Origin of the sequence: Haloterrigena sp. H1, assembly GCF_005938085.1 — an archaeon.
GTDB lineage: Archaea > Halobacteriota > Halobacteria > Halobacteriales > Natrialbaceae > Natrinema.
The window spans coordinates 2,433,006-2,449,739 of record NZ_SMZK01000001.1 but is presented as its reverse complement, the minus strand read 5'-3'; the positions used below and the strand labels follow the sequence as shown (position 1 = coordinate 2,449,739).

24 protein-coding genes are annotated in these 16,734 nt (G+C 61.2%); 13 read left to right on the top strand and 11 right to left on the bottom strand.

Annotated features, from left to right (window positions below; genetic code table 11):
* Positions 1-76 precede the first annotated feature (76 nt).
* A complete protein-coding gene (locus tag E2L06_RS12225) occupies positions 77-1,285 on the bottom strand; it encodes a LeuA family protein (RefSeq protein WP_249361455.1) in 1,209 nt (402 codons plus the stop codon).
* A 425-nt stretch (positions 1,286-1,710) separates the two neighbouring features.
* On the opposite strand from E2L06_RS12225, the gene E2L06_RS12220 reads away from it, so the two are divergent.
* Positions 1,711-2,166, top strand: a complete 456-nt coding sequence (locus tag E2L06_RS12220) for a ferritin-like domain-containing protein (RefSeq protein WP_138781810.1) — start codon at positions 1,711-1,713, stop codon at positions 2,164-2,166.
* Between the two features lie 84 nt (positions 2,167-2,250).
* Positions 2,251-2,541: a DUF5779 family protein gene (locus tag E2L06_RS12215; RefSeq protein ID WP_138781808.1), complete on the top strand. Its 291-nt coding sequence runs from the start codon at positions 2,251-2,253 to the stop codon at positions 2,539-2,541.
* A 37-nt stretch (positions 2,542-2,578) separates the two neighbouring features.
* Here E2L06_RS12215 and E2L06_RS12210 read toward each other — a convergent pair whose 3' ends face one another.
* The 3 genes from E2L06_RS12210 to E2L06_RS12200 are packed head-to-tail and all read right to left on the bottom strand — an operon-like array spanning position 2,579 to position 4,590.
* Positions 2,579-3,022 carry a low molecular weight phosphatase family protein gene (locus E2L06_RS12210; protein ID WP_138781806.1) on the bottom strand — a complete coding sequence of 148 codons (444 nt, stop codon included), beginning with the start codon at positions 3,020-3,022 and terminating at the stop codon, positions 2,579-2,581.
* 10 nt (positions 3,023-3,032) lie between these two features.
* Positions 3,033-4,199 carry an ACR3 family arsenite efflux transporter gene (gene arsB / locus E2L06_RS12205; RefSeq protein WP_138781804.1) on the bottom strand — a complete coding sequence of 389 codons (1,167 nt, stop codon included), beginning with the start codon at positions 4,197-4,199 and terminating at the stop codon, positions 3,033-3,035.
* Entirely contained in the window at positions 4,192-4,590 is a 399-nt protein-coding gene (locus E2L06_RS12200; protein ID WP_138781802.1) for a metalloregulator ArsR/SmtB family transcription factor, read from the bottom strand. Before E2L06_RS12200 ends, arsB begins: the two co-directional genes overlap by 8 nt.
* Before the next feature lie 140 nt (positions 4,591-4,730).
* Here E2L06_RS12200 and E2L06_RS12195 point away from each other — a divergent pair, with 140 nt between their 5' ends.
* From E2L06_RS12195 to E2L06_RS12180, 4 genes are all read left to right on the top strand, one after another.
* Positions 4,731-5,153, top strand: coding sequence for a RidA family protein (locus E2L06_RS12195; protein ID WP_138781800.1), 423 nt, complete (start codon positions 4,731-4,733; stop codon positions 5,151-5,153).
* 457 nt (positions 5,154-5,610) lie between these two features.
* Positions 5,611-5,853: a thioredoxin family protein gene (locus tag E2L06_RS12190; RefSeq protein WP_138781798.1), complete on the top strand. Its 243-nt coding sequence runs from the start codon at positions 5,611-5,613 to the stop codon at positions 5,851-5,853.
* 6 nt (positions 5,854-5,859) lie between these two features.
* Positions 5,860-6,789 (top strand): permease, encoded by a 930-nt coding sequence (locus E2L06_RS12185; protein ID WP_138781796.1) that lies wholly within the window; start codon positions 5,860-5,862, stop codon positions 6,787-6,789.
* Between the two features lie 327 nt (positions 6,790-7,116).
* Positions 7,117-7,494, top strand: a complete 378-nt coding sequence (locus E2L06_RS12180) for a helix-turn-helix transcriptional regulator (protein WP_138781794.1) — start codon at positions 7,117-7,119, stop codon at positions 7,492-7,494.
* Positions 7,495-7,569: 75 nt separating this feature from the next.
* On the opposite strand, the gene E2L06_RS12175 is transcribed toward E2L06_RS12180, so the two are convergent.
* On the bottom strand, positions 7,570-8,946 hold the full coding sequence (locus tag E2L06_RS12175) for an arylsulfotransferase family protein (protein ID WP_138781792.1): 1,377 nt from the start codon (positions 8,944-8,946) through the stop codon (positions 7,570-7,572).
* Positions 8,947-9,003: 57 nt separating this feature from the next.
* Positions 9,004-9,690: a VOC family protein gene (locus E2L06_RS12170; protein WP_138781790.1), complete on the bottom strand. Its 687-nt coding sequence runs from the start codon at positions 9,688-9,690 to the stop codon at positions 9,004-9,006.
* A gap of 128 nt (positions 9,691-9,818) precedes the next feature.
* Between E2L06_RS12170 and E2L06_RS12165 the strand changes: the two genes are divergently transcribed.
* From E2L06_RS12165 to E2L06_RS12150, 4 genes are read left to right on the top strand one after another with little or no spacing between them, the layout of a single operon-like run.
* Positions 9,819-10,118, top strand: a complete 300-nt coding sequence (locus tag E2L06_RS12165; protein ID WP_138781788.1) for a hypothetical protein — start codon at positions 9,819-9,821, stop codon at positions 10,116-10,118.
* 2 nt (positions 10,119-10,120) lie between these two features.
* A complete protein-coding gene (locus tag E2L06_RS12160) occupies positions 10,121-10,990 on the top strand; it encodes an FAD:protein FMN transferase (protein ID WP_138781786.1) in 870 nt (289 codons plus the stop codon).
* Entirely contained in the window at positions 10,974-11,261 is a 288-nt protein-coding gene (locus E2L06_RS12155; protein ID WP_138781784.1) for a thrombospondin type 3 repeat-containing protein, read from the top strand. The genes E2L06_RS12160 and E2L06_RS12155 overlap by 17 nt, the downstream gene beginning before the upstream one ends.
* A complete protein-coding gene (locus E2L06_RS12150) occupies positions 11,261-11,806 on the top strand; it encodes a hypothetical protein (protein ID WP_138781782.1) in 546 nt (181 codons plus the stop codon). The genes E2L06_RS12155 and E2L06_RS12150 overlap by 1 nt, the downstream gene beginning before the upstream one ends.
* Before the next feature lie 102 nt (positions 11,807-11,908).
* On the opposite strand, the gene E2L06_RS12145 is transcribed toward E2L06_RS12150, so the two are convergent.
* Both E2L06_RS12145 and E2L06_RS12140 read right to left on the bottom strand, forming a co-directional pair.
* Positions 11,909-12,448: a metalloregulator ArsR/SmtB family transcription factor gene (locus E2L06_RS12145; protein ID WP_138781780.1), complete on the bottom strand. Its 540-nt coding sequence runs from the start codon at positions 12,446-12,448 to the stop codon at positions 11,909-11,911.
* 2 nt (positions 12,449-12,450) lie between these two features.
* A complete protein-coding gene (locus E2L06_RS12140) occupies positions 12,451-12,780 on the bottom strand; it encodes a hypothetical protein (RefSeq protein ID WP_138781779.1) in 330 nt (109 codons plus the stop codon).
* 150 nt (positions 12,781-12,930) lie between these two features.
* On the opposite strand from E2L06_RS12140, the gene E2L06_RS12135 reads away from it, so the two are divergent.
* Both E2L06_RS12135 and E2L06_RS12130 read left to right on the top strand, forming a co-directional pair.
* Positions 12,931-13,614: a hypothetical protein gene (locus tag E2L06_RS12135; RefSeq protein WP_138781777.1), complete on the top strand. Its 684-nt coding sequence runs from the start codon at positions 12,931-12,933 to the stop codon at positions 13,612-13,614.
* 71 nt (positions 13,615-13,685) lie between these two features.
* The gene (locus E2L06_RS12130; RefSeq protein WP_138781775.1) at positions 13,686-14,108 is read left to right on the top strand and encodes a hypothetical protein; all 423 of its coding nucleotides are present in this window, start codon (positions 13,686-13,688) and stop codon (positions 14,106-14,108) included.
* 289 nt (positions 14,109-14,397) lie between these two features.
* Here the strand turns inward: E2L06_RS12130 and E2L06_RS12125 are convergent, their stop codons facing one another.
* The gene (locus E2L06_RS12125) at positions 14,398-14,607 is read right to left on the bottom strand and encodes a ribbon-helix-helix domain-containing protein (RefSeq protein WP_092929497.1); all 210 of its coding nucleotides are present in this window, start codon (positions 14,605-14,607) and stop codon (positions 14,398-14,400) included.
* 186 nt (positions 14,608-14,793) lie between these two features.
* Between E2L06_RS12125 and E2L06_RS12120 the strand changes: the two genes are divergently transcribed.
* Entirely contained in the window at positions 14,794-15,123 is a 330-nt protein-coding gene (locus tag E2L06_RS12120) for a hypothetical protein (RefSeq protein ID WP_138781773.1), read from the top strand.
* 61 nt (positions 15,124-15,184) lie between these two features.
* Here E2L06_RS12120 and aglJ read toward each other — a convergent pair whose 3' ends face one another.
* Positions 15,185-16,204 (bottom strand): S-layer glycoprotein N-glycosyltransferase AglJ, encoded by a 1,020-nt coding sequence (gene aglJ, locus E2L06_RS12115; RefSeq protein WP_138781771.1) that lies wholly within the window; start codon positions 16,202-16,204, stop codon positions 15,185-15,187.
* A gap of 304 nt (positions 16,205-16,508) precedes the next feature.
* A complete protein-coding gene (locus tag E2L06_RS22895; RefSeq protein ID WP_343192868.1) occupies positions 16,509-16,685 on the bottom strand; it encodes an HVO_A0556 family zinc finger protein in 177 nt (58 codons plus the stop codon).
* Positions 16,686-16,734: the final 49 nt, after the last annotated feature.

Below are 16,734 nucleotides of genomic sequence, written 5' to 3'. Positions count from 1 at the left end.
TACGAGTCGCGCCAGTTCTCGGGATCGAACGCGATAGCCGGTGCTCGCGGCCGGTGGAAAACGGGGAGGACATCCCTCAGACGCGCACCTCCTCTTCCTCGGACTGGCGTTCGACGCCAGCCTCCTTGGCGAAGCGCTCTAAGACGTCGACGGTGACGCGGCGCTTCTCCGCCCCGTAGTCTTTGACCCGCCGGGTGACGGCGCGGACCTGCTCGTCGGTAGGGTCGAAGCCACACTCGACGAGCCGCTCGCGGACCGAGTGGGTACCGGTGTGTTTCCCCATGACGAGCTTGCGCTCGGCACCGATCATTTCGGGGGTCATGACGCCGGGCTCGAAGGTATCGGAGTTTTCGATGACGCCGGCGGCGTGGATGCCGCTCTCGTGGGAGAAGGCGTTGTCGCCGACGACGGGCTTGTTGCCCGGTGTCGGCATCCCGCTTTTCTCCTCGACGATCTCCGAGAGCTCGGTAATTCGCGTCGTGTCGATCCCCGTGTCGGTCTGGTAGAGCGACTCGACGGCCATCACGAACTCCTCGTAGGCGGCGTTGCCGGCCCGCTCACCGATGGAGTTGACCGACACTTGCGCCTGGGACGCGCCCGCTTCGATGCCGGCCAAGGCGTTGGCGGTGGCCAGCCCGAAGTCGTCGTGGGCGTGGACGTCGATCCGGGCGTCGGTGTGGGCCAGGACCTTCTCGATCATGGCCTTGAACCGGGTCGGCGTCGCCACGCCGGTGGTGTCGGGAATGTTGATCCAGTCGGTTCCGGCCTCGGTGACCGCCTCGATGACCTCGATCAGGAACTGTTCGTCGGTTCGCGTCGCATCCATCGGCGAGAACATGCAGGTTGCGCCTGCCTCGGTGATGCGTTCGACCGACTCGACTGCGCGTTCTACGACCTCCTCACGGGTGGCGTGCATCGAATCCTCGATCTGGACGTCGCTGGTGGATACGAACGTATGCACCATCTCGACGCCGGAATCGAGTGCCGCTTCGATGTCCTTGTCGACGACGCGGGCTAAGCCACAGGTCGTCGAACTGGTTGCCGAAGCGATATCACGAACGGCCTCGAACTCCGCGTCCGAGTTAACGGGGAACCCGGCCTCGATGACGTGGGTTCCCATCTCGTCCAAGATGGACGCGATCTGCCGTTTATCGTCGTAAGAGAACGAAGTGCCGGGCGACTGCTCGCCGTCCCGGAGGGTCGTATCGAAGACACGTGCTGACTCTATTTCGTCAGTGGAATCTAACGTGCCCTGGAAGAACTCGACCCCCCTGACTGTTGTCAGAGGATGGGCTGTCTTGTGAAGACATTGTATCTGAATCCCAGGTGCGACGACATATATAAAACTACCGCTGTCTCCGACGGTGATCGTCGATCGATACCATCACAATCGTTTGTTGACTTTCGAAAATCGCCCGACAGCGTCGACCTATTATCCGACCATACTTCCTAATACTGTATAGCACGAGCCCGCCGATCGCCGTTGCTCTCGAGCAGTGATCGCGAATTCTGCCCGCTTGACCCCGATCGAGTTCGCTCGAGCGCTCGCGCGCACTGACGATGGACGTTCGGTCGGAATCGGTTGGCAGCGAACGTCAGTACTGTGACGAACGTCCCATCACAACCGATTGCAGCCACGAACGTTCACCACGCGGCCGCGATTGCTGGCGTGTGACCCTTCTTATGGCTGGACGTGATAGAACTGGCCGCATGACGACCGATGAGATCACCGACCTGCTGACGAAGGCGTATATCGACGAACTCGAGACTGTAATGAACTACCAGACGAACGCGATCGTCCTCGACGGAATCCACGCCGAGGAAGTCAAAGAGAGCCTCGAGGCAGACATTCAGGAGGAACTCGACCACGCGCGAATCCTCGGCGAGCGACTGAAACAGCTCGACGAATCCCCGCCGGGCTCGGAGTCGTTCGAGGCCAACCAGCACAGCCTTCAGCCGCCCGAAGACACGACCGACGTCCAGTCGGTCATCGAGGGCGTCCTCGAGGCCGAGGAGGCCGCCATCGAAACCTATCGGTCGTTGGTCGAGGCGGCCGACGATGCGAACGATCCCGTCACTGAAGACGTGGCGGTGACGATCCTCGCCGACGAGGAGGCCCACCGCACCGAGTTCCGTGGGTTCGAAAAAGAGTTCCCGATGAATTGATCGTCCGGCCTCGAGACCACTGTGAGTGAACAGCGCCGAAGGCGGGGGCGAACGTTTTTCTCATCGCGGTTCGACGCACCCGGTATGAGCGATTTCGACCTCGACCTTCGAACCGTCGAGGAACACATCGACGACGAACTCGAGATCGAAGGCAGCATCGTCCTCGGCGTCCTCGACGGGGAGACGCCGGCTGAGGAGTGGCTCGAGGCAATCTCGAAGGGGAACGTGCTCGTTCTCAACGTCGAGGGGGACGTGAACGAACTGGCCTCGGGATTCGCACGCGATATCAGGGAATCGGGCGGGAATCTCGTTCACTTCCGTGGCTTTCTGCTTGTGACGCCACCGGGTGTGGACGTGAGTACGGATCGGCTGTAAGCGTCGATACCGGGTACAGCCGTGTGAATGCTATTTATCAGGCTCTCTCGAGTTCGTCGAACAGCGAACACACACGGCGCTCGATCTCGTCACGGATCGTCGCGACATCCGCCGGTGATTTTCCGTCCGGGTCCTCGAGATCCCAGTCGCGGTTCTCGCCGGCCCAGCCGGCCGGACAGACGTCGGAGGCCGAACAGCCCATCGTGATGACGTAGTCGCTTCCCTGGAGGTCCTCGAACGTGACCTCTCGTGGCGTTCGGTCGGCGATGTCGATGTTCGTGTCGGCCATCGCGTGGACGACTTCGTCGTGGACGTGGTCGGCCGGTCGTGTGCCGCCGGTGAGGAGGTCGATCTCGTCGGCGAGGTCGCGCGCCTCGAGTTCTTGCTTTGCGAACGCATAGGCCATCTGTGAGCGGCCCGCGTTCTGGACACAGACGAAGGCGATACGAGTCGGATCGGTGGAATCGGTGTGTGAAGTCATTGGTGTGGTCTCAGTCGTCGTCGGGGGTCGATTTTGGAGATGATGGCTCGAGGCGGCCGGTCGTGGCACCGCTCCAGTCGAAGCGCCGCTGGAAGTACAGCGCGACGTTGACCAGCGCGAGCAGGACCGGGACCTCGATCAGTGGGCCGACGACCGTGGTGAAGGCGACGCCGGAGCCTACGCCGAAGACCGCAACTGCGACCGCGATCGCGAGTTCGAAGTTGTTCGAGGCGGCGGTAAAGCCGATCGCGGTCGTCGTCGAGTAGTCCGCGCCGATCCCTCTGCCCATCCCGAAGCTCACGAGGAACATGACGACGAAGTAGATCGTCAGCGGGACGGCGATCAGGAGGACGTCACCGGGCGATGCGACGATAGTCTCGCCCTGGGTCGCGAACATTACGATGACGGTAAACAGGAGTGCGACCAGCGTCAAGGGATCGATTTTCGGAACGAGCTCCTCGTCATACCACGCCTCGCCTTTGATTCGCGTTCCGACGTACCGGGTAAGGAAGCCGCCGGCGAAGGGAATGCCGAGGAAGATGACGATCGCTCTGAACACCTGCGCTGGCGTCACGTTGAACGTCTCGATGCCGGCGACGAGCGTCTCCATGCCAAGGAGCGGCGGGAGAAACAGGCCGAAGAACCAGACGTACACGCCGTAGGTAACGATCTGGAAGAGACTGTTGAAGGCGACCAGCCCGGTGACGTACTCGGTCGAGCCGTCGGCGAGTTCGTTCCAGACGAGCACCATCGCGATACACCGGGCCATGCCGATGAAGACGAGTCCGAGGAAGTACTCCGGGCGCGCGGGAAGTCCGGGAACGAGTCCGCTGAAGAAGACGACCGCGAGCCCGAACATCAGCGTCGGGCCGATGAGCCAGTTTTGAACGAGGCTCAATCCGAGGACGCGCCAGTTGCGAAAGACGGTCGGGAGCCGCGAGTAGTCCGCCTTCGCCAGCGGCGGATACATCATCGCGATCAGGCCGATCTGGACGAGGTGGAAGTCCTGAATCGGCTGCGTGACCGACGGCGCGACGAAACCCAGGCCGATGCCGACGGCCATCGCACCGAAGATCCAGACGGTGAGATACTTGTCGAGGAAGTCCATCGACCGCGGATCGCCACAACTCTCGCAGCCACAGTTCGGGCCGTGTTCGTGCGCGTCGGTATCACTCATTCGTGAACACTCCATCCAACAGCGTCAGGATCGCAATCGCGCCGTTCGAGGCACGATACTTCCGCCAGCGCCCGTCCTTCCGGCGTGTCACCAGCCCGGCCTCGATTAGCTCTGAAAGTGCGTGACTGATCGCGCTCTCGCTCGTATCGATCATCGCATTCAGTTCACAGACACAGAGTTCGCCGTCGGCGGCGACGAGCAGCCGAACGAGCTTGTACCGCGTTTCGTTCGCAAGCGCCGCCAGCACGTCGAGATCCGAGTCGATCCGCTCGGTCGAGAGCACCGCCTCGAGCGTATCGAGTTCGTCGAGTCGTTGATCGACGTCCTCGGGACGACAGTCATCGAGTTCGTCCTCGAGGTATCGCTGGAGTCGTTGTGTCGCTGTTGCCATCATCTTCAATTGAGAGTCTCCTCAATTAATAGTTCCGACCGGAGGCCAGCAGTGTCGATTCGACCGCTGTTTGAGATTGCATAGCAGACTTGCACGTAGTGCCCAACACTCCTATAAGTGAGCAGTTCCTCAATTAGGATGTGCAACAGTCGAACATCAATCAGCAACAGTTGTCGTCTCGTGCAAGCACCTCGAGTCGCAAACAGCGTTCCGGGACGGCGTTTACCGGCGGCTACGGCACGAAGGCTGGGAGTTCCGATCTCCTGTTTCTCGAGGGGCAACTCCCGACCGAGGACGGCGTGGTCGACGGCGATCAGCCAGCGGCGGAACAGATGAACCGCGCGCTCTCGAACCTCGAAACGGCACTCGAAGAACAGGGCCGAACGCTCGAAGACGTGCTCAAGATGACGGTGTATCTCACCGACCTCGAACAGTATGACGCGGTCAACGAGGTCTATCGTGAGGCATTCGGCGAGCAGCTCCCAGCGCGCGCCGTCGTCGGTGTCTCGGAGTTACTTGGCGGTGCCAGCGTTCAGCTCGACGCAGTTGCGGCGATCGAGTAAGGGTTTGTTTCTCGTGGGATAGCTGAATGCTATCCGAAAAACAGTGTATCGAAGTGAGTCGTCCTGTGTAGACTGCATTGATTCTATATCGGAGGTCCTCGATTTATCCGACACTCGACTCGAGTCCAGTCGCACCCGGTCTGAACCCGATCGATTCAGACATGTGCTTGCGTTCACCGGACATATCACCACTTATTCTCTCGAATAAGCCCGATACCCACAATATTTTGTCTTTTCTGAACTGGTAATACACCCCCCTCTCGAGGATCAACTCTGAGCAAGGCCCGCTCGAACAGATCGGGTTTTATCGAAACGTACTAATACCGAACCGGACTTTATCGATATGTATGGCAGATCCAATGGTCGACAAGATCGTGGACGCGCAGGCTGGAACAGGTTTGACGGCAGATGACTCCCGGCGTTGGAGCGTCGAAATCGAAAAAATCGGAGGCGACCGATGAAAATCATCGTTTATGGACCGGGCGATTGCAGCAACTGCTCGCGGCTCAAAGAGAAAGCCCAGAACGTCGTCGACGAAAACGGATTTGATGCGGACGTAGAGAAAGAAGGGGACATGGCGAAACTGGCGGAGAAGGGCATTATGTCCACACCAGGTTTCGAAATCGACGGTGAAATGGTCTTCAGCGGGTCTAATCCGCCTGAAGACCAGTTACAGGAGCTCATCGAGGACCGGTTGTAAGAAACCATGGTTTTTCAACAGATAGCCACGTACGTAGTCGAGGCTCTCGGACTCACGGGCTCGCTGAGAGCGGCGGCTCATTTCTGGATCTACGACACGCTGAAGATCCTCTCGATACTCGTCGTGGTGATTTTCGGCGTGACGTACCTCCGAACGTACTTTCCACCGGAGAAGATCAGGGACTATCTCGAGGGGAAGCGAGCAATAACAGGGTATGCACTCGCCGCGTTGCTCGGAATCGTCTCCCCGTTTTGCTCCTGTTCGACGATCCCGATATTCCTCGGAATGGTTGGTGCGGGAATCCCGTTCGGGATCACGATCACGTTCCTCGCCGTCTCACCGATGATCAACGAGGCTGCGCTCGTCGTGTTACCGGGTGTCGTCGGGTTCAAACTGACAGCCCTGTATGCAGTGAGCGGGATCGTAATCGGGATGTCCAGCGGCTACACCCTCAATAAACTGGGATTCGACAGATACATCGAGGAGTTCAATTTCGGCGACTCGGATGTCGAAATCGATGAACCCTCGAGAAGAGAGCGTGCCAGAGAGGCGTACGTCGAGGCAAAAGACATCATCGTCGAAATCGTGCCATACGTTATCGTCGGCGTTGGAGCGGGTGCAGCTATCCACGGCTACCTGCCCGGCGAACTGGTAACACAGTATCTGTCGGGGCCGCTTGGCGTTTTCGGCGCAGTCGCCGTCGGCGTCCCAATGTATACCGACATCCTCGGCGTCATACCGGTCGTCGAATCGCTGATCGGAAAAGGACTGCCGGTTGGGACGGGCCTGGCGTTCATGATGTCGGTCGCCGCACTCTCGTTCCCGCAGTTCATGATCCTGAATAAAGTGATGAAAAAGGAACTGATCGCGGCATATGCGACCACACTAGCGGCAGGTATCTTGACTATTGGATTGCTCTTCAATCTACTACTCTAGATTCGCAGTCGGCTGTTCACAGTGAACCGCCTCGGGGGTCAAGCCCCGAGGCACTCGGCCTGCCCGCCTGTAGAATAGAGCGATTCATCCGATATTGCATCCGGTAGTTCGTTCCGAGATCGCCATCTCGTATCGGGAATTCCTGAATTGAAAAGACAACGTTCAATACTGGAATGAGAAACATTCGGCCCGTATACTCCTCTCTAATCGAAACCTTTAGTATTAAAACGACCTTTATCGATATGTATGGCTAATTCGTTGTTCGGCAAGATTGCGGCTGCATTCGCCGGCGCAGGATCGACTGACGATGGAGAGCAATAAGCGACAATGAGTGACTCAGTGCCCGAATCGACACGGCAGACGCTGGACCGACTCTACGAGGACCCCGAAAACCGACTGACGTCGCTGTTCGAACTCGCACCGGACGACGAACAGGTGAACGCACAGCTTGGCGTGTTCAAAGCGCTGGCGAACGAACACCGGATCCGGATCCTCGAGGCACTCAAAGAGGGCGAACTGTGTGCGTGTGAGTTACAAGTCGTCCTCGACGCGCCCCAGTCGACGGTGGCGAGTCATCTGCGAGAGCTCAAAGACGCAGGACTGGTCAAGACGCGACGCCAAGGCAAGTGGACCTACTACCGGATCGGCGACACCGCTGCACTGCAGTTACTCGAGATTGCACACGCGCTCGCTGAGGGTGAATAACGCGCTCCCGTCGGACTCGAGGCAGCACTCGTCGGCTCGGAGGACTCATTCTTGCAGCTGGTGTGAGACGGACGGCTATTTCTCTTTGTATACGGGCCACCGAAGCCGGATTCCGCGCGCGCGGAGCGCCCATCTGAGTTCGATGCCCCCCCAGAGCAGCGCCGTCACGAGGCCGACGGTCACCGGTCCGAGAGCCGACGGCCCCAGCCACGACGGGCTGGCGTAGATGACGAACGTGACGATATGTGACGGAACGAGCGACCGGACCCGATCGACGACCGGATCGAAGGGGCCAAAGTCGATGTCCCGCTGGCCGTCACCGTCGGTAGACTGACGCCGTTGTGACTCGAGTCCGAGCGCCGCCGCGCTCTGTCCGCCAGTGCTCTCGTCGCCGGTCTCGAGCCGTTCGGCGTCGTAGGGATGCGGAAGGCCGAGTTGCCAGACGACATCGCCGCTTTGGTTGACCTCGAGGACGCGCTCGCCGCCGGTGTCGGTGACGAGCGTGTTGCCGGTGGGCAGCCGGTCGGCGTCGCGAGGCCACTGCATCCGGTCGTCCGACCAGGTCCAGGTGCGATTCCACGCGCCGTCGTCACGCTGGAACTCTTGGACGCGTCCGTTTTCGGAGTCCGCGACGACGACGGCAGGACCGCCATGCGACTCGGGGATGTAGTCAGGATTGTGTTGCTCGTTCAGAATCGCGTACTCGTCTTCTGCACCGAGCGTCCAGTCGTCCACCAGCCCGGTCTCGGGGTCGATGAAGACGACCTGATCCTGGTTGCGGAGGCTAGCCATCACGCGCCCGTCCTCGAGGACTTCCACGTCGTTGAGGTGCACCCAGTTGCCGGGGTAGGAACCGCCACCCTCGACGGGGAAGTCACTCTGGGCGTCCCAGGTCCACTCGATCATTTCCGTTTCGGTGTCGACCATGAACACCTGATCGACGACGATGTCGGCGACGACGATGTGTCGGTCGTCGATCCGGTCGGCGTCGTGCCACTCGCCAACGGACTCGCGGTAGACGTACTGGGCATAGACCTCGGTCACCTCGCCGGTCGAGAGGTTCGCCCGTTCGATGACGTTGCGGGAACAGGGGGGATCTTGACACCGTGGACTCTCGGCGTACAGCGTGTCCGTCGCGGCGTACTCGACGGTCATCGACTCGTTGGCGACGGGATCGACGTCGTAGTACTTCGTGTGTGTGTCGTTGGCGTAGACGCGGCTTCCGTTGGGCGCGTACGCGAGGATATTACCAGCCCGTCCCGACTGTGTGATGACGGTGTAGTTGTCGGTCGCCGGTGCATCGGCCGGGGCATCCGTGTACTCGGCGACGGATTCACCGCCCGTGTCGTATGCGACTCCCGCAGCACACGCCAGCAGCACCACGAGGAACCCGATTCGAAGGTAATTCCGAGTGAACCGGTCTCTCACTGCCACGACTGTCGATCGAACCATTCGTATCTCGCCGTCTGTCGTCCTTCCACGGGGCCAATAATAGGGATACGGGCACGTTCACGGGGCGACGAACGTCAGGAAGTGCCCGTCCGGGTCGCGAACGATGATCTCGTCGTCCGTCTCCCGCTCGAGCGATCGGATCCGATCGCGAACGGCCGCGAGCGCAGCAGCCGGTTCGTCGGTTTCGAATCCCAGATCGACGTGGACGCCACCGCGAGCGTCGGCGAGCCCCAGGTGGGGCTCCCAGAGCTCCAGCGCCATCGGCCCGTGGAGGCGCACCCGTGTGCGGTCGTCGCCCTCGTCGACGGTCTCGAAGCCAAGGTCTTCGTAGAAGGCTTGCGCGCGGTCGAGATCCTGGACCTCGAGAACGACCTCGAAGATCCCATCGATGCCGGGGCCGGCCACGTCCTGCTGGCCGAGTTCGACGCAGTTGCCGTCTGGATCGTACAGGTACAGCGACCGCGTGGAGCCAAACTGGGCCTCCTCGAGCCCGTAGTCGTCGTCCAGGCGGTCCCACCAGTCGTCGTACTCGGCCGCGGGGATTGAGAACGCGTAGTGAGTATGGAGGCCACCTCGAGGGAGCCCGCTGGGTCGGCGAAGCACGAGATCGGTCTCGCCGGCCGCGGCGACGAGTTCGTCGTTCCCACGCTTGTGAACGGACAGTCCCAGCGTTTCTTCGTAAAACACCCGCGCTGACTCGAGATATTTGACCTCGAGTGCCAGCCAGGAAAGCCCCGTGAGCATGACGCAGGCTACTCGAAGGAGGAATAAAGAATCGTCGGCGACCGAACCGGACGATTCGATGGTTGGACGAACATTCGATCGATGGACGCGAAACGATAGATAAGGCAGTAAGCTATCTTCACTTGTCCATGAGAATCCCAGTTCCGACGAACAGACTCGTTTCGCTTACGCTCGCCGGTGCGGTGCTGACCGGCGTCGTCGCGCTCGCGCTGGCTGCCCCTGGCCTCGGCCTCGTCGACAGTACGATGACTGACGATGGATCGCCGGCGGTTGCGAGCGATGCGCCGACGCCGAACGAGGACTTCACCCCAGCAGTCCAGAGCGGCGGCGACGGCGGTGAACATGAGGACTACGAAGAGGAGTATGAGGAGCACGAAGAGTACGAGGAGCATGAAGAATACGAAGCGGAGGAATACGAGGACGACTGACGATGAGCCTGGGAGACACTCTCAGCGCCGCCCGGACGCGACTCGGTGACGCCAGCCTCGAGTTTCGATGCTGTGACACCGACTTCACGGTTCAGATGACCGGCTACCGCGCCGACGCCGCGGCCGAACGCGCTCGAGAAACCGCGCTATCGCTCGAGGCCGAACTCGACGCGTTCGATACCGAGAGTGCGGTTGCGCGTCTCAATCGGACGGGACACGTTGAAAACGAACACGTCGCCCGACTGGTTCGGCGTGGCCTCGAGTACGACGAGCGCACCGATGGCGTCTTCGACATCCAGCAGGGGGCGGTCGAACACGATCTGAAGGCGTACCTCCGCGGCGACCGCGAGACGGTGTCGGCGACGTTCGAGACCGGGTCGGTACGCGTCGACGGCGACCGCGTCGTCACCGAGACGGAACTCGATTTAAACGGGCTCGCGAAGGGATACATCGTCGATCGTGCGACCGCCGCGGCGGCGGGGCCGGGCCGACACGGCTTCGTCAGCGGCGGTGGCGACATGTCACCGCCGACCGGACCGATCGCCGTCGAAAGCCCCTACGGGGGTTCACGCCCACTCAAAGTCCTCGAGACCGACTGGAACGTCGCCACCTCCGGGAACTATCGTCGGGAGCGCGATGGTGTCGACCATGTCTACGATCCGACGAGCGAGCGACTCGGTGCGCGCCACGAGTCGGTCACCGTGGTCGCAAAGCGCGACTGCATGGAAGCTGACGCACTCGCGACGACGCTGGCTGCACTGCCGCTTGCGGACGCACTCGAGCGTGCGGAAGCGTGGCCGGACCTCGAGGCGTTCGTGGTTCACGACGGCGTCTTTCGGACGACGGAGGGACTCGATGCGCACGTCGCATAGCGGGACGATCACGGTCGTCGCTGTCGTGTTACTTGTCGCTACGGTGCCGGTGCTGTGGGGAATCGCGGACGTTCGCGAGGCGCAGGCGGTCGACCGCAAGCAGACGGACCTCGTCGACTCGACGGTGTCGACGAGACAGGCTCCGAACGACTACGACGGCGACGGGGTTCGGGATACCGCGGATCAGTGCCCGACGCGACCGGAGACGACGAACGGCTTCCAGGACGGCGACGGCTGTCCGGATGTCGTCGAGACGACGGGGGCCTCGTGATGGAGGTCATCTGGTATCTCGACCGTGGTGCGGCGCTGGTCGCCTATCCCGCGCTGTATCTGGCGGTTCTGACGGGGATTCTCTACACCGCGCGGTCGTTCGGCCCGCTCCACCGGTTCGCTCGCAAAACCCACATCGAGGTGTCGGTGTTCGCGATGCTCGTGACGCTCCTCCATGGCGTCCTCGGCGTCCTCGATACCTGGCTCATCGTCTCTGGGTCGGCCCCCCAGCCCGCCTATTCGACGACGTACCTTCTCGCCGGCGTCGTGGTCGGCGTCGGGGCACTTCAGGTGCTCGTCGTCGCGGTCCTGGGATTTCTCGACACACAGCGATTCGACCGTCCCTGGGGTCCGCGCGTCGTCCACGCGTTCGCCTACGGCGGCTTCGTGTTCGCGACGATCCACGCCGTCGCCATCGGGACCGACGTCGCAGGGCTGATCCGCCCCGTCTTCGGCCCGGCGATCGCGTTCCTCGGCTACGTCCTGCTGTTGCGCCTGCTAGTAGCCAGCGGGCGGCTGTCGACGCCCGACCCGACGCGGCAGTAACTCATAGGGATCAGCAGACTAGTTCATAGTTGCTCTCGTTGTGCGGTTTTCCAGTAGGCTGTTTTTCTCGTGAGAATCTCCGAATATCCACGCTGATCCCTATCAGTAGCTGTCCCACAGGTCGAACAGCCGGTCGACGACCCGATCGGTGAACGTCCGCCGGTGGACGGTGTAGAGATACTGCACGCGTTCCGGGTCGCGTAACGCGTATTCGACACTCCGTCCCTGTCGCTCCTTGGTGACGAGATCCGCGTCCTCGAGCTTCGAGAGATGCCACGACACCGTCGAGGGCGACCGCTCGAGGCGGTCGCTCAGATCGGCGGTCGACAGCGCTCCCTCGACGGCGAGATGGGCGATGATTCGGCGGGCATACTCACGTCGCAGCGCGTTCATCACGGCCTGATCGACCTCGTCGAACGCTTCGGCCGGATAGTATCGCGTGTACTTCCCATCGTCAGATTCCTCGAGCAGATCTCTGTCTTCGAGCCAGCGGAGGTGATACTGCAGCGTCCCCTGGGCGTACTCGAGGTCGTCAAGGAGGGCACGAAAGTGAACCCCCGGATTGTCGCGGACGTGCTGATAGATCGTCCGTCGCGAGCGGAGTTCCAGTTCCGGCTCCGCGTCCGAATCAGCGTCCGTCATGGTCAGTCCCGACTCAGCGCGACGAAGAACGCGAGCAGTCCCACGAGGATGAGCGCCGCCACGCTGTGTTCCAGCAACTCGACGGTCCGCATGGAGAGATACGGCAGGAGGTAGTACTCAAGGAAGACGACAAAGCCATAAATCGCGAACATGAGATAGCCGACTGCGACGACGGCCATCCGCTGGTCGCGTTCCCGTCGCCACGCCAGCGCACTGAGCGTCGCCAGCGCCGCGCCGAGCACGAAAATCCCGAAACTGATCGTCTGCTCGAGTTGCTGGGCGAGCGTCAGCGCAACGACTGTCGCGACGATGTCCGGGATCAGTGCTGGCATTCGATATAACTCGACCGAGGTGTCGGCAGAGAAAAAGGATTGTCGTCCAACCGTCGAATCCCATCGGCGAGATGCCCAGCGTCGCGTCGCTGCCGGCCGGCTACCACCCTGCGATGGGATTTTATCATTACTGCGTTCATAGACAATGGTATGGCCTTTCGTGTCGACGAGCGTGCAACCGACTTCCGAGAGATCGACCGCTTCGAGGGCGGCGTCGGCTGGCTCGCCCATCCTGACGAACGAATGCAACGTGCTAGCCACGCCCTCGCGGTCGACGGCGAGGTCTGGGTGATCGATCCGGTCGACGCTGCGGGGATCGACGACCTGTTCGCCGAGTTCGGCGACGTGGCCGGCGTCGTCGTCACGCTGGATCGGCACAAACGCGACGCCGCTGCCATCGCGAGGCGTCATCGCGTCCCCGTCTACCTCCCCGAGTTCTTCGATGGCGTAACCGAGGACATCGATACCGCAGTCGCCCGCTTCGGTGACGAACTCTCGGATACCGGGATCCGTGCGCTCACCGTCGTCGATAGCCGCTTCTGGCAGGAAGTCGCTCTCTACAATCCGGCCGACGGAACGCTCGTCGTCCCCGAAACGGTCGGGACCGTCGACTACTTCCTGGCTGGCGACGAGCGACTCGGCGTGCATCCGATGTTGCGACTGAACCCGCCACGAGCGGCGTTTCGCGACATCAGGCCCAAGCGCGTCCTCGTCGGCCACGGGACCGGCGTGATGGACGGCGCTGCGCGTGGGCTCAAGGATGCATTCGGCAGTTCTCGGAGGCGAGCCCCTCGGCTGTACGTCGAGACGGCTTGGGACATGCTACCGATCTGAGAGCAGTTAGGTCGAGCCGACCTGACCTCTAGAGGGCATAAACATAATTACCTTCCACCCAAAGATGACCTGTGGTCTACGTCACCCGTGCGCTCATTGACGTCTTGCTGGATCTGGCCAGCGACGCGGATCCTAACGACGTGACGACGGGAGTCTCGGTTACCCTGGCCGGCGAACTCGAGGGTGCAGACGGCCTCCCGCCCGAGACGCCAGTCTTTACGGATTTCTTCCTTCCTGATCCCGGCAATCCCGTCAATGCCGTCTTCGGTGTCGATCTCTCGATGCCCGCCCGGCAGGCTCAGGGCCGATTTATCTCTCATCCGGTTGGCGAACTCGAGGTGACTCGGCGAGACGACCTCGCCGAGATCGTCTTCGTCGCCGTTCCACCCTGGCAGACCGACGAGCGGTCGTTCGCCGCGTTCGACCGCAGCGGCGAGCGCCAGCCCCTCGAGATCATCGACGCTTCGCCGCCAAACCAGTCGTTGACGGACTGATGTGAACCGACGAGAGTGTGGGTAGTGCTGAAAAATAGCGTGCACACTCGAAAAGAGTGGGCCCTGTTCACCCGGTCGGGATTGGGACCTCGTCATCGCCGATGATCCGGTCGATGATGCCGCCGGGGCTCCGGTCACGTCCATCGTCATCATCGTCGTCGGCTGGGAAGTCCGGAATATGGGTCATGTCTCTCCCCGTGTGTGGGTATACTCTCGAGGCCGAAAAGCGCTGTTCCCCTTTAATAGCCGGCCGGTGGCTGTCAGTCACGGAGGTGTTCGAGCCGGGGATTTACTCGAGGTATCCAAGGCCGCGGAGCTGTTCGGTGATCTCTTCGAACTGGGCTTCGGTGAGCTCGCCCTCCTTCTGGTGCTGAATGACGATGCTGCGCAGCAGGAATCGGACGAGGTCGCTCGTGCTCTGAAAACTCGTTCCTTCGATGGTCTCCTCGACGCGGTCGGCGAGATCCTTCGGGATCGACACCGTGGTGTAGTCGGTCATACACTAGAGTCCGTCGCGGGACCCAAATGCGTGTCGACAGCGGCGGATCGCGCGTAGGGCGTCGGTGTCGCCGAGACAGCAGTAGCATCCCTGCTGGCGGCGTTCGAACACAGTCCGCAGTCAGTGGCGGTCGTCGACCGTCTCCACAGGCATTTTTGTATTCGGCTCCGTAGCGAGAGGTAAGGCATGGGAGTCCGGCCACCATCGAGCGGAGACGACGAGAAACCCGACAGTATCGAGTTCGGCATCGCTGCCGTCGACGCTCACCTCAAGGACGCTGATCTGTCTTTTCCGGTCACGAAAGACGACATCAGAGCCGAACTCGGCCACGAGCACATCCCCTACGACGTCCACGGGAACGACGTTGCGCTGGGCGAGATACTCGACGACGTCCCGACGGACCGCTTTGACTCCCGGCAGGAGCTGTTGAACGCACTCCACGAGCCGTTCGAGGAGTACCGACGGAACCGTTCGGGTAGTGTCGTTTCGCAGGTTCGATCGCTATTGCCGTTCTGACCGCGCGGCTGCCTCGAGTAGCTGTTTTCACTCGTATTAGCTGCCAAGCCGATTATGGGGCCTAAGAATCGTCCCACTTGTCCCGCTCGTCTCGAGCGATCCGCTCTAAGCGACGGCGTTGTTCGCGGTGGAGCGTCACGAGCATATCCGAGAGGACGCCGAACATGAGTAACTGGACGCCGAGGATGATCGCGGCCGCCGAGACCACTGCCAGGACCTCGTGGCTCTGGGTGTACTGAATCCACTCCCAGAGGACATACATTGCAATGAGGGCACCGGAGGCGATGCCGCCGACGCCGAGGCTCCCGAAGTAGAACAGGGGGTTGTTGGTCTTGGCCAGCGAGTACAGCGCGAGCAGGATCGTGCCGCCGTCTTTGACCGGATGGAGGTTAGTCTCGGACTCGTCGGGTCGAGCCCGGTAACTGACCGGGACGACCGTCGTGTCGATCCCGTGTTTGACACACTCGACGGCGAGTTCGGTCTCGATCGTAAAGCCGTCCGAATCGAGCGAGAGCCGGCGGAACGAGTCGACAGTGAAAGCCCGATACCCTGAGAGGATGTCCTCGTAGTTAGCTCCGTGGACGAACGCGAACGCGCGGTTGATCATCCGGTTGCCGAAGCCGTTCAACGCCCGCATCGCGTCGTCGTCCATATCGGCAAAGCGGTTGCCGATAACGTGTTCGTACCCGCGTGCGAGCGGCTCGATCATCTTATCGGCGTCAGCTGGGTCGTAGGTCCCATCGCCGTCGAGCATCAACACGTAGGGAACCGTCACGTACTCGAGTGCCTCGCGGACGGCCTGTCCTTTCCCGCTGCCCGACTGGACCAGCACCTCTGCACCGTGTTCGCGGGCGATCTCGCGAGTGTCGTCCTCGGAGTCGCCGTCGATGACGACGACGTTCGTATAGCCCTGCTCATAGAAGCCCTCGATCACGTCGCCGATCGTGGCTGCCTCCTCGAGCGTCGGGATGAGCACGCAGACCTCTTCCGGCGAGATTTCGCGCGTTTGCTCGGTTACGGCGACGACGTCGCCGCCGTCCGAGAGAGGGCTCGATGCCGCGCGAACCGCGTCGTCTTCCATTGGGCATTACTCCCCCACCGAACCGCAAAAGGCTACTGATCGACCCCTGATGATTTTACGACGGACCATCGTCGGTGGTCTCGCTATCAGGTCAGTCTAGTGCACACCCGAGGGCGTCTTCGTTGACGTTGATCCGGCGACCGCTAACAAGCACTTTGTGGGCCATGCTGTCGAACGCGAGAAGATCGAATTCCGTCAGATCGACCTTGGTGTGTGGTGATTCAAGGACTATCTTTCGCTATCCGAGCGTTTTGTGGAGCAGTCCGCTACTCGAGAGACGATCTTTGAATGATGGTGGAAGTGGCTATTGGCTATTCCACACTTGTGCACCTGGTGTCCAGCACGAAGAGCAGACGACGGCTTCATGTCCTTTGTATCGATCTCGAACGAGGAGGCCATCGTCACAGAAGGAACACGATGTCGACTCGAGGAGTTCTAATAGTTTCGTGGACTGATCGGTCTGTTCACGGAGAGATTGCATTGTTCGAATGATTTCGTCCGCATAATTAATTATTGTTGCTATCAACGCT

Bases quoted from the DNA above. Each gene is read 5' to 3' on its own strand.
- E2L06_RS12220 (WP_138781810.1), top strand. From the start codon at position 1,711: ATGACGACCGATGAGATCACCGACCTGCTGACGAAGGCGTATATCGAC.
- E2L06_RS12215 (WP_138781808.1), top strand. From the start codon at position 2,251: ATGAGCGATTTCGACCTCGACCTTCGAACCGTCGAGGAACACATCGAC.
- E2L06_RS12210 (WP_138781806.1), bottom strand. From the start codon at position 3,022: ATGACTTCACACACCGATTCCACCGATCCGACTCGTATCGCCTTCGTC.
- arsB (WP_138781804.1), bottom strand. From the start codon at position 4,199: ATGAGTGATACCGACGCGCACGAACACGGCCCGAACTGTGGCTGCGAG.
- E2L06_RS12200 (WP_138781802.1), bottom strand. From the start codon at position 4,590: ATGGCAACAGCGACACAACGACTCCAGCGATACCTCGAGGACGAACTC.
- E2L06_RS12190 (WP_138781798.1), top strand. From the start codon at position 5,611: ATGAAAATCATCGTTTATGGACCGGGCGATTGCAGCAACTGCTCGCGG.
- E2L06_RS12185 (WP_138781796.1), top strand. From the start codon at position 5,860: ATGGTTTTTCAACAGATAGCCACGTACGTAGTCGAGGCTCTCGGACTC.
- E2L06_RS12180 (WP_138781794.1), top strand. From the start codon at position 7,117: ATGAGTGACTCAGTGCCCGAATCGACACGGCAGACGCTGGACCGACTC.
- E2L06_RS12175 (WP_138781792.1), bottom strand. From the start codon at position 8,946: ATGGTTCGATCGACAGTCGTGGCAGTGAGAGACCGGTTCACTCGGAAT.
- E2L06_RS12170 (WP_138781790.1), bottom strand. From the start codon at position 9,690: ATGCTCACGGGGCTTTCCTGGCTGGCACTCGAGGTCAAATATCTCGAG.
- E2L06_RS12165 (WP_138781788.1), top strand. From the start codon at position 9,819: ATGAGAATCCCAGTTCCGACGAACAGACTCGTTTCGCTTACGCTCGCC.
- E2L06_RS12160 (WP_138781786.1), top strand. From the start codon at position 10,121: ATGAGCCTGGGAGACACTCTCAGCGCCGCCCGGACGCGACTCGGTGAC.
- E2L06_RS12155 (WP_138781784.1), top strand. From the start codon at position 10,974: ATGCGCACGTCGCATAGCGGGACGATCACGGTCGTCGCTGTCGTGTTA.
- E2L06_RS12150 (WP_138781782.1), top strand. From the start codon at position 11,261: ATGGAGGTCATCTGGTATCTCGACCGTGGTGCGGCGCTGGTCGCCTAT.
- E2L06_RS12145 (WP_138781780.1), bottom strand. From the start codon at position 12,448: ATGACGGACGCTGATTCGGACGCGGAGCCGGAACTGGAACTCCGCTCG.
- E2L06_RS12140 (WP_138781779.1), bottom strand. From the start codon at position 12,780: ATGCCAGCACTGATCCCGGACATCGTCGCGACAGTCGTTGCGCTGACG.
- E2L06_RS12135 (WP_138781777.1), top strand. From the start codon at position 12,931: ATGGCCTTTCGTGTCGACGAGCGTGCAACCGACTTCCGAGAGATCGAC.
- E2L06_RS12125 (WP_092929497.1), bottom strand. From the start codon at position 14,607: ATGACCGACTACACCACGGTGTCGATCCCGAAGGATCTCGCCGACCGC.
- E2L06_RS12120 (WP_138781773.1), top strand. From the start codon at position 14,794: ATGGGAGTCCGGCCACCATCGAGCGGAGACGACGAGAAACCCGACAGT.
- aglJ (WP_138781771.1), bottom strand. From the start codon at position 16,204: ATGGAAGACGACGCGGTTCGCGCGGCATCGAGCCCTCTCTCGGACGGC.
- E2L06_RS22895 (WP_343192868.1), bottom strand. From the start codon at position 16,685: ATGCAATCTCTCCGTGAACAGACCGATCAGTCCACGAAACTATTAGAA.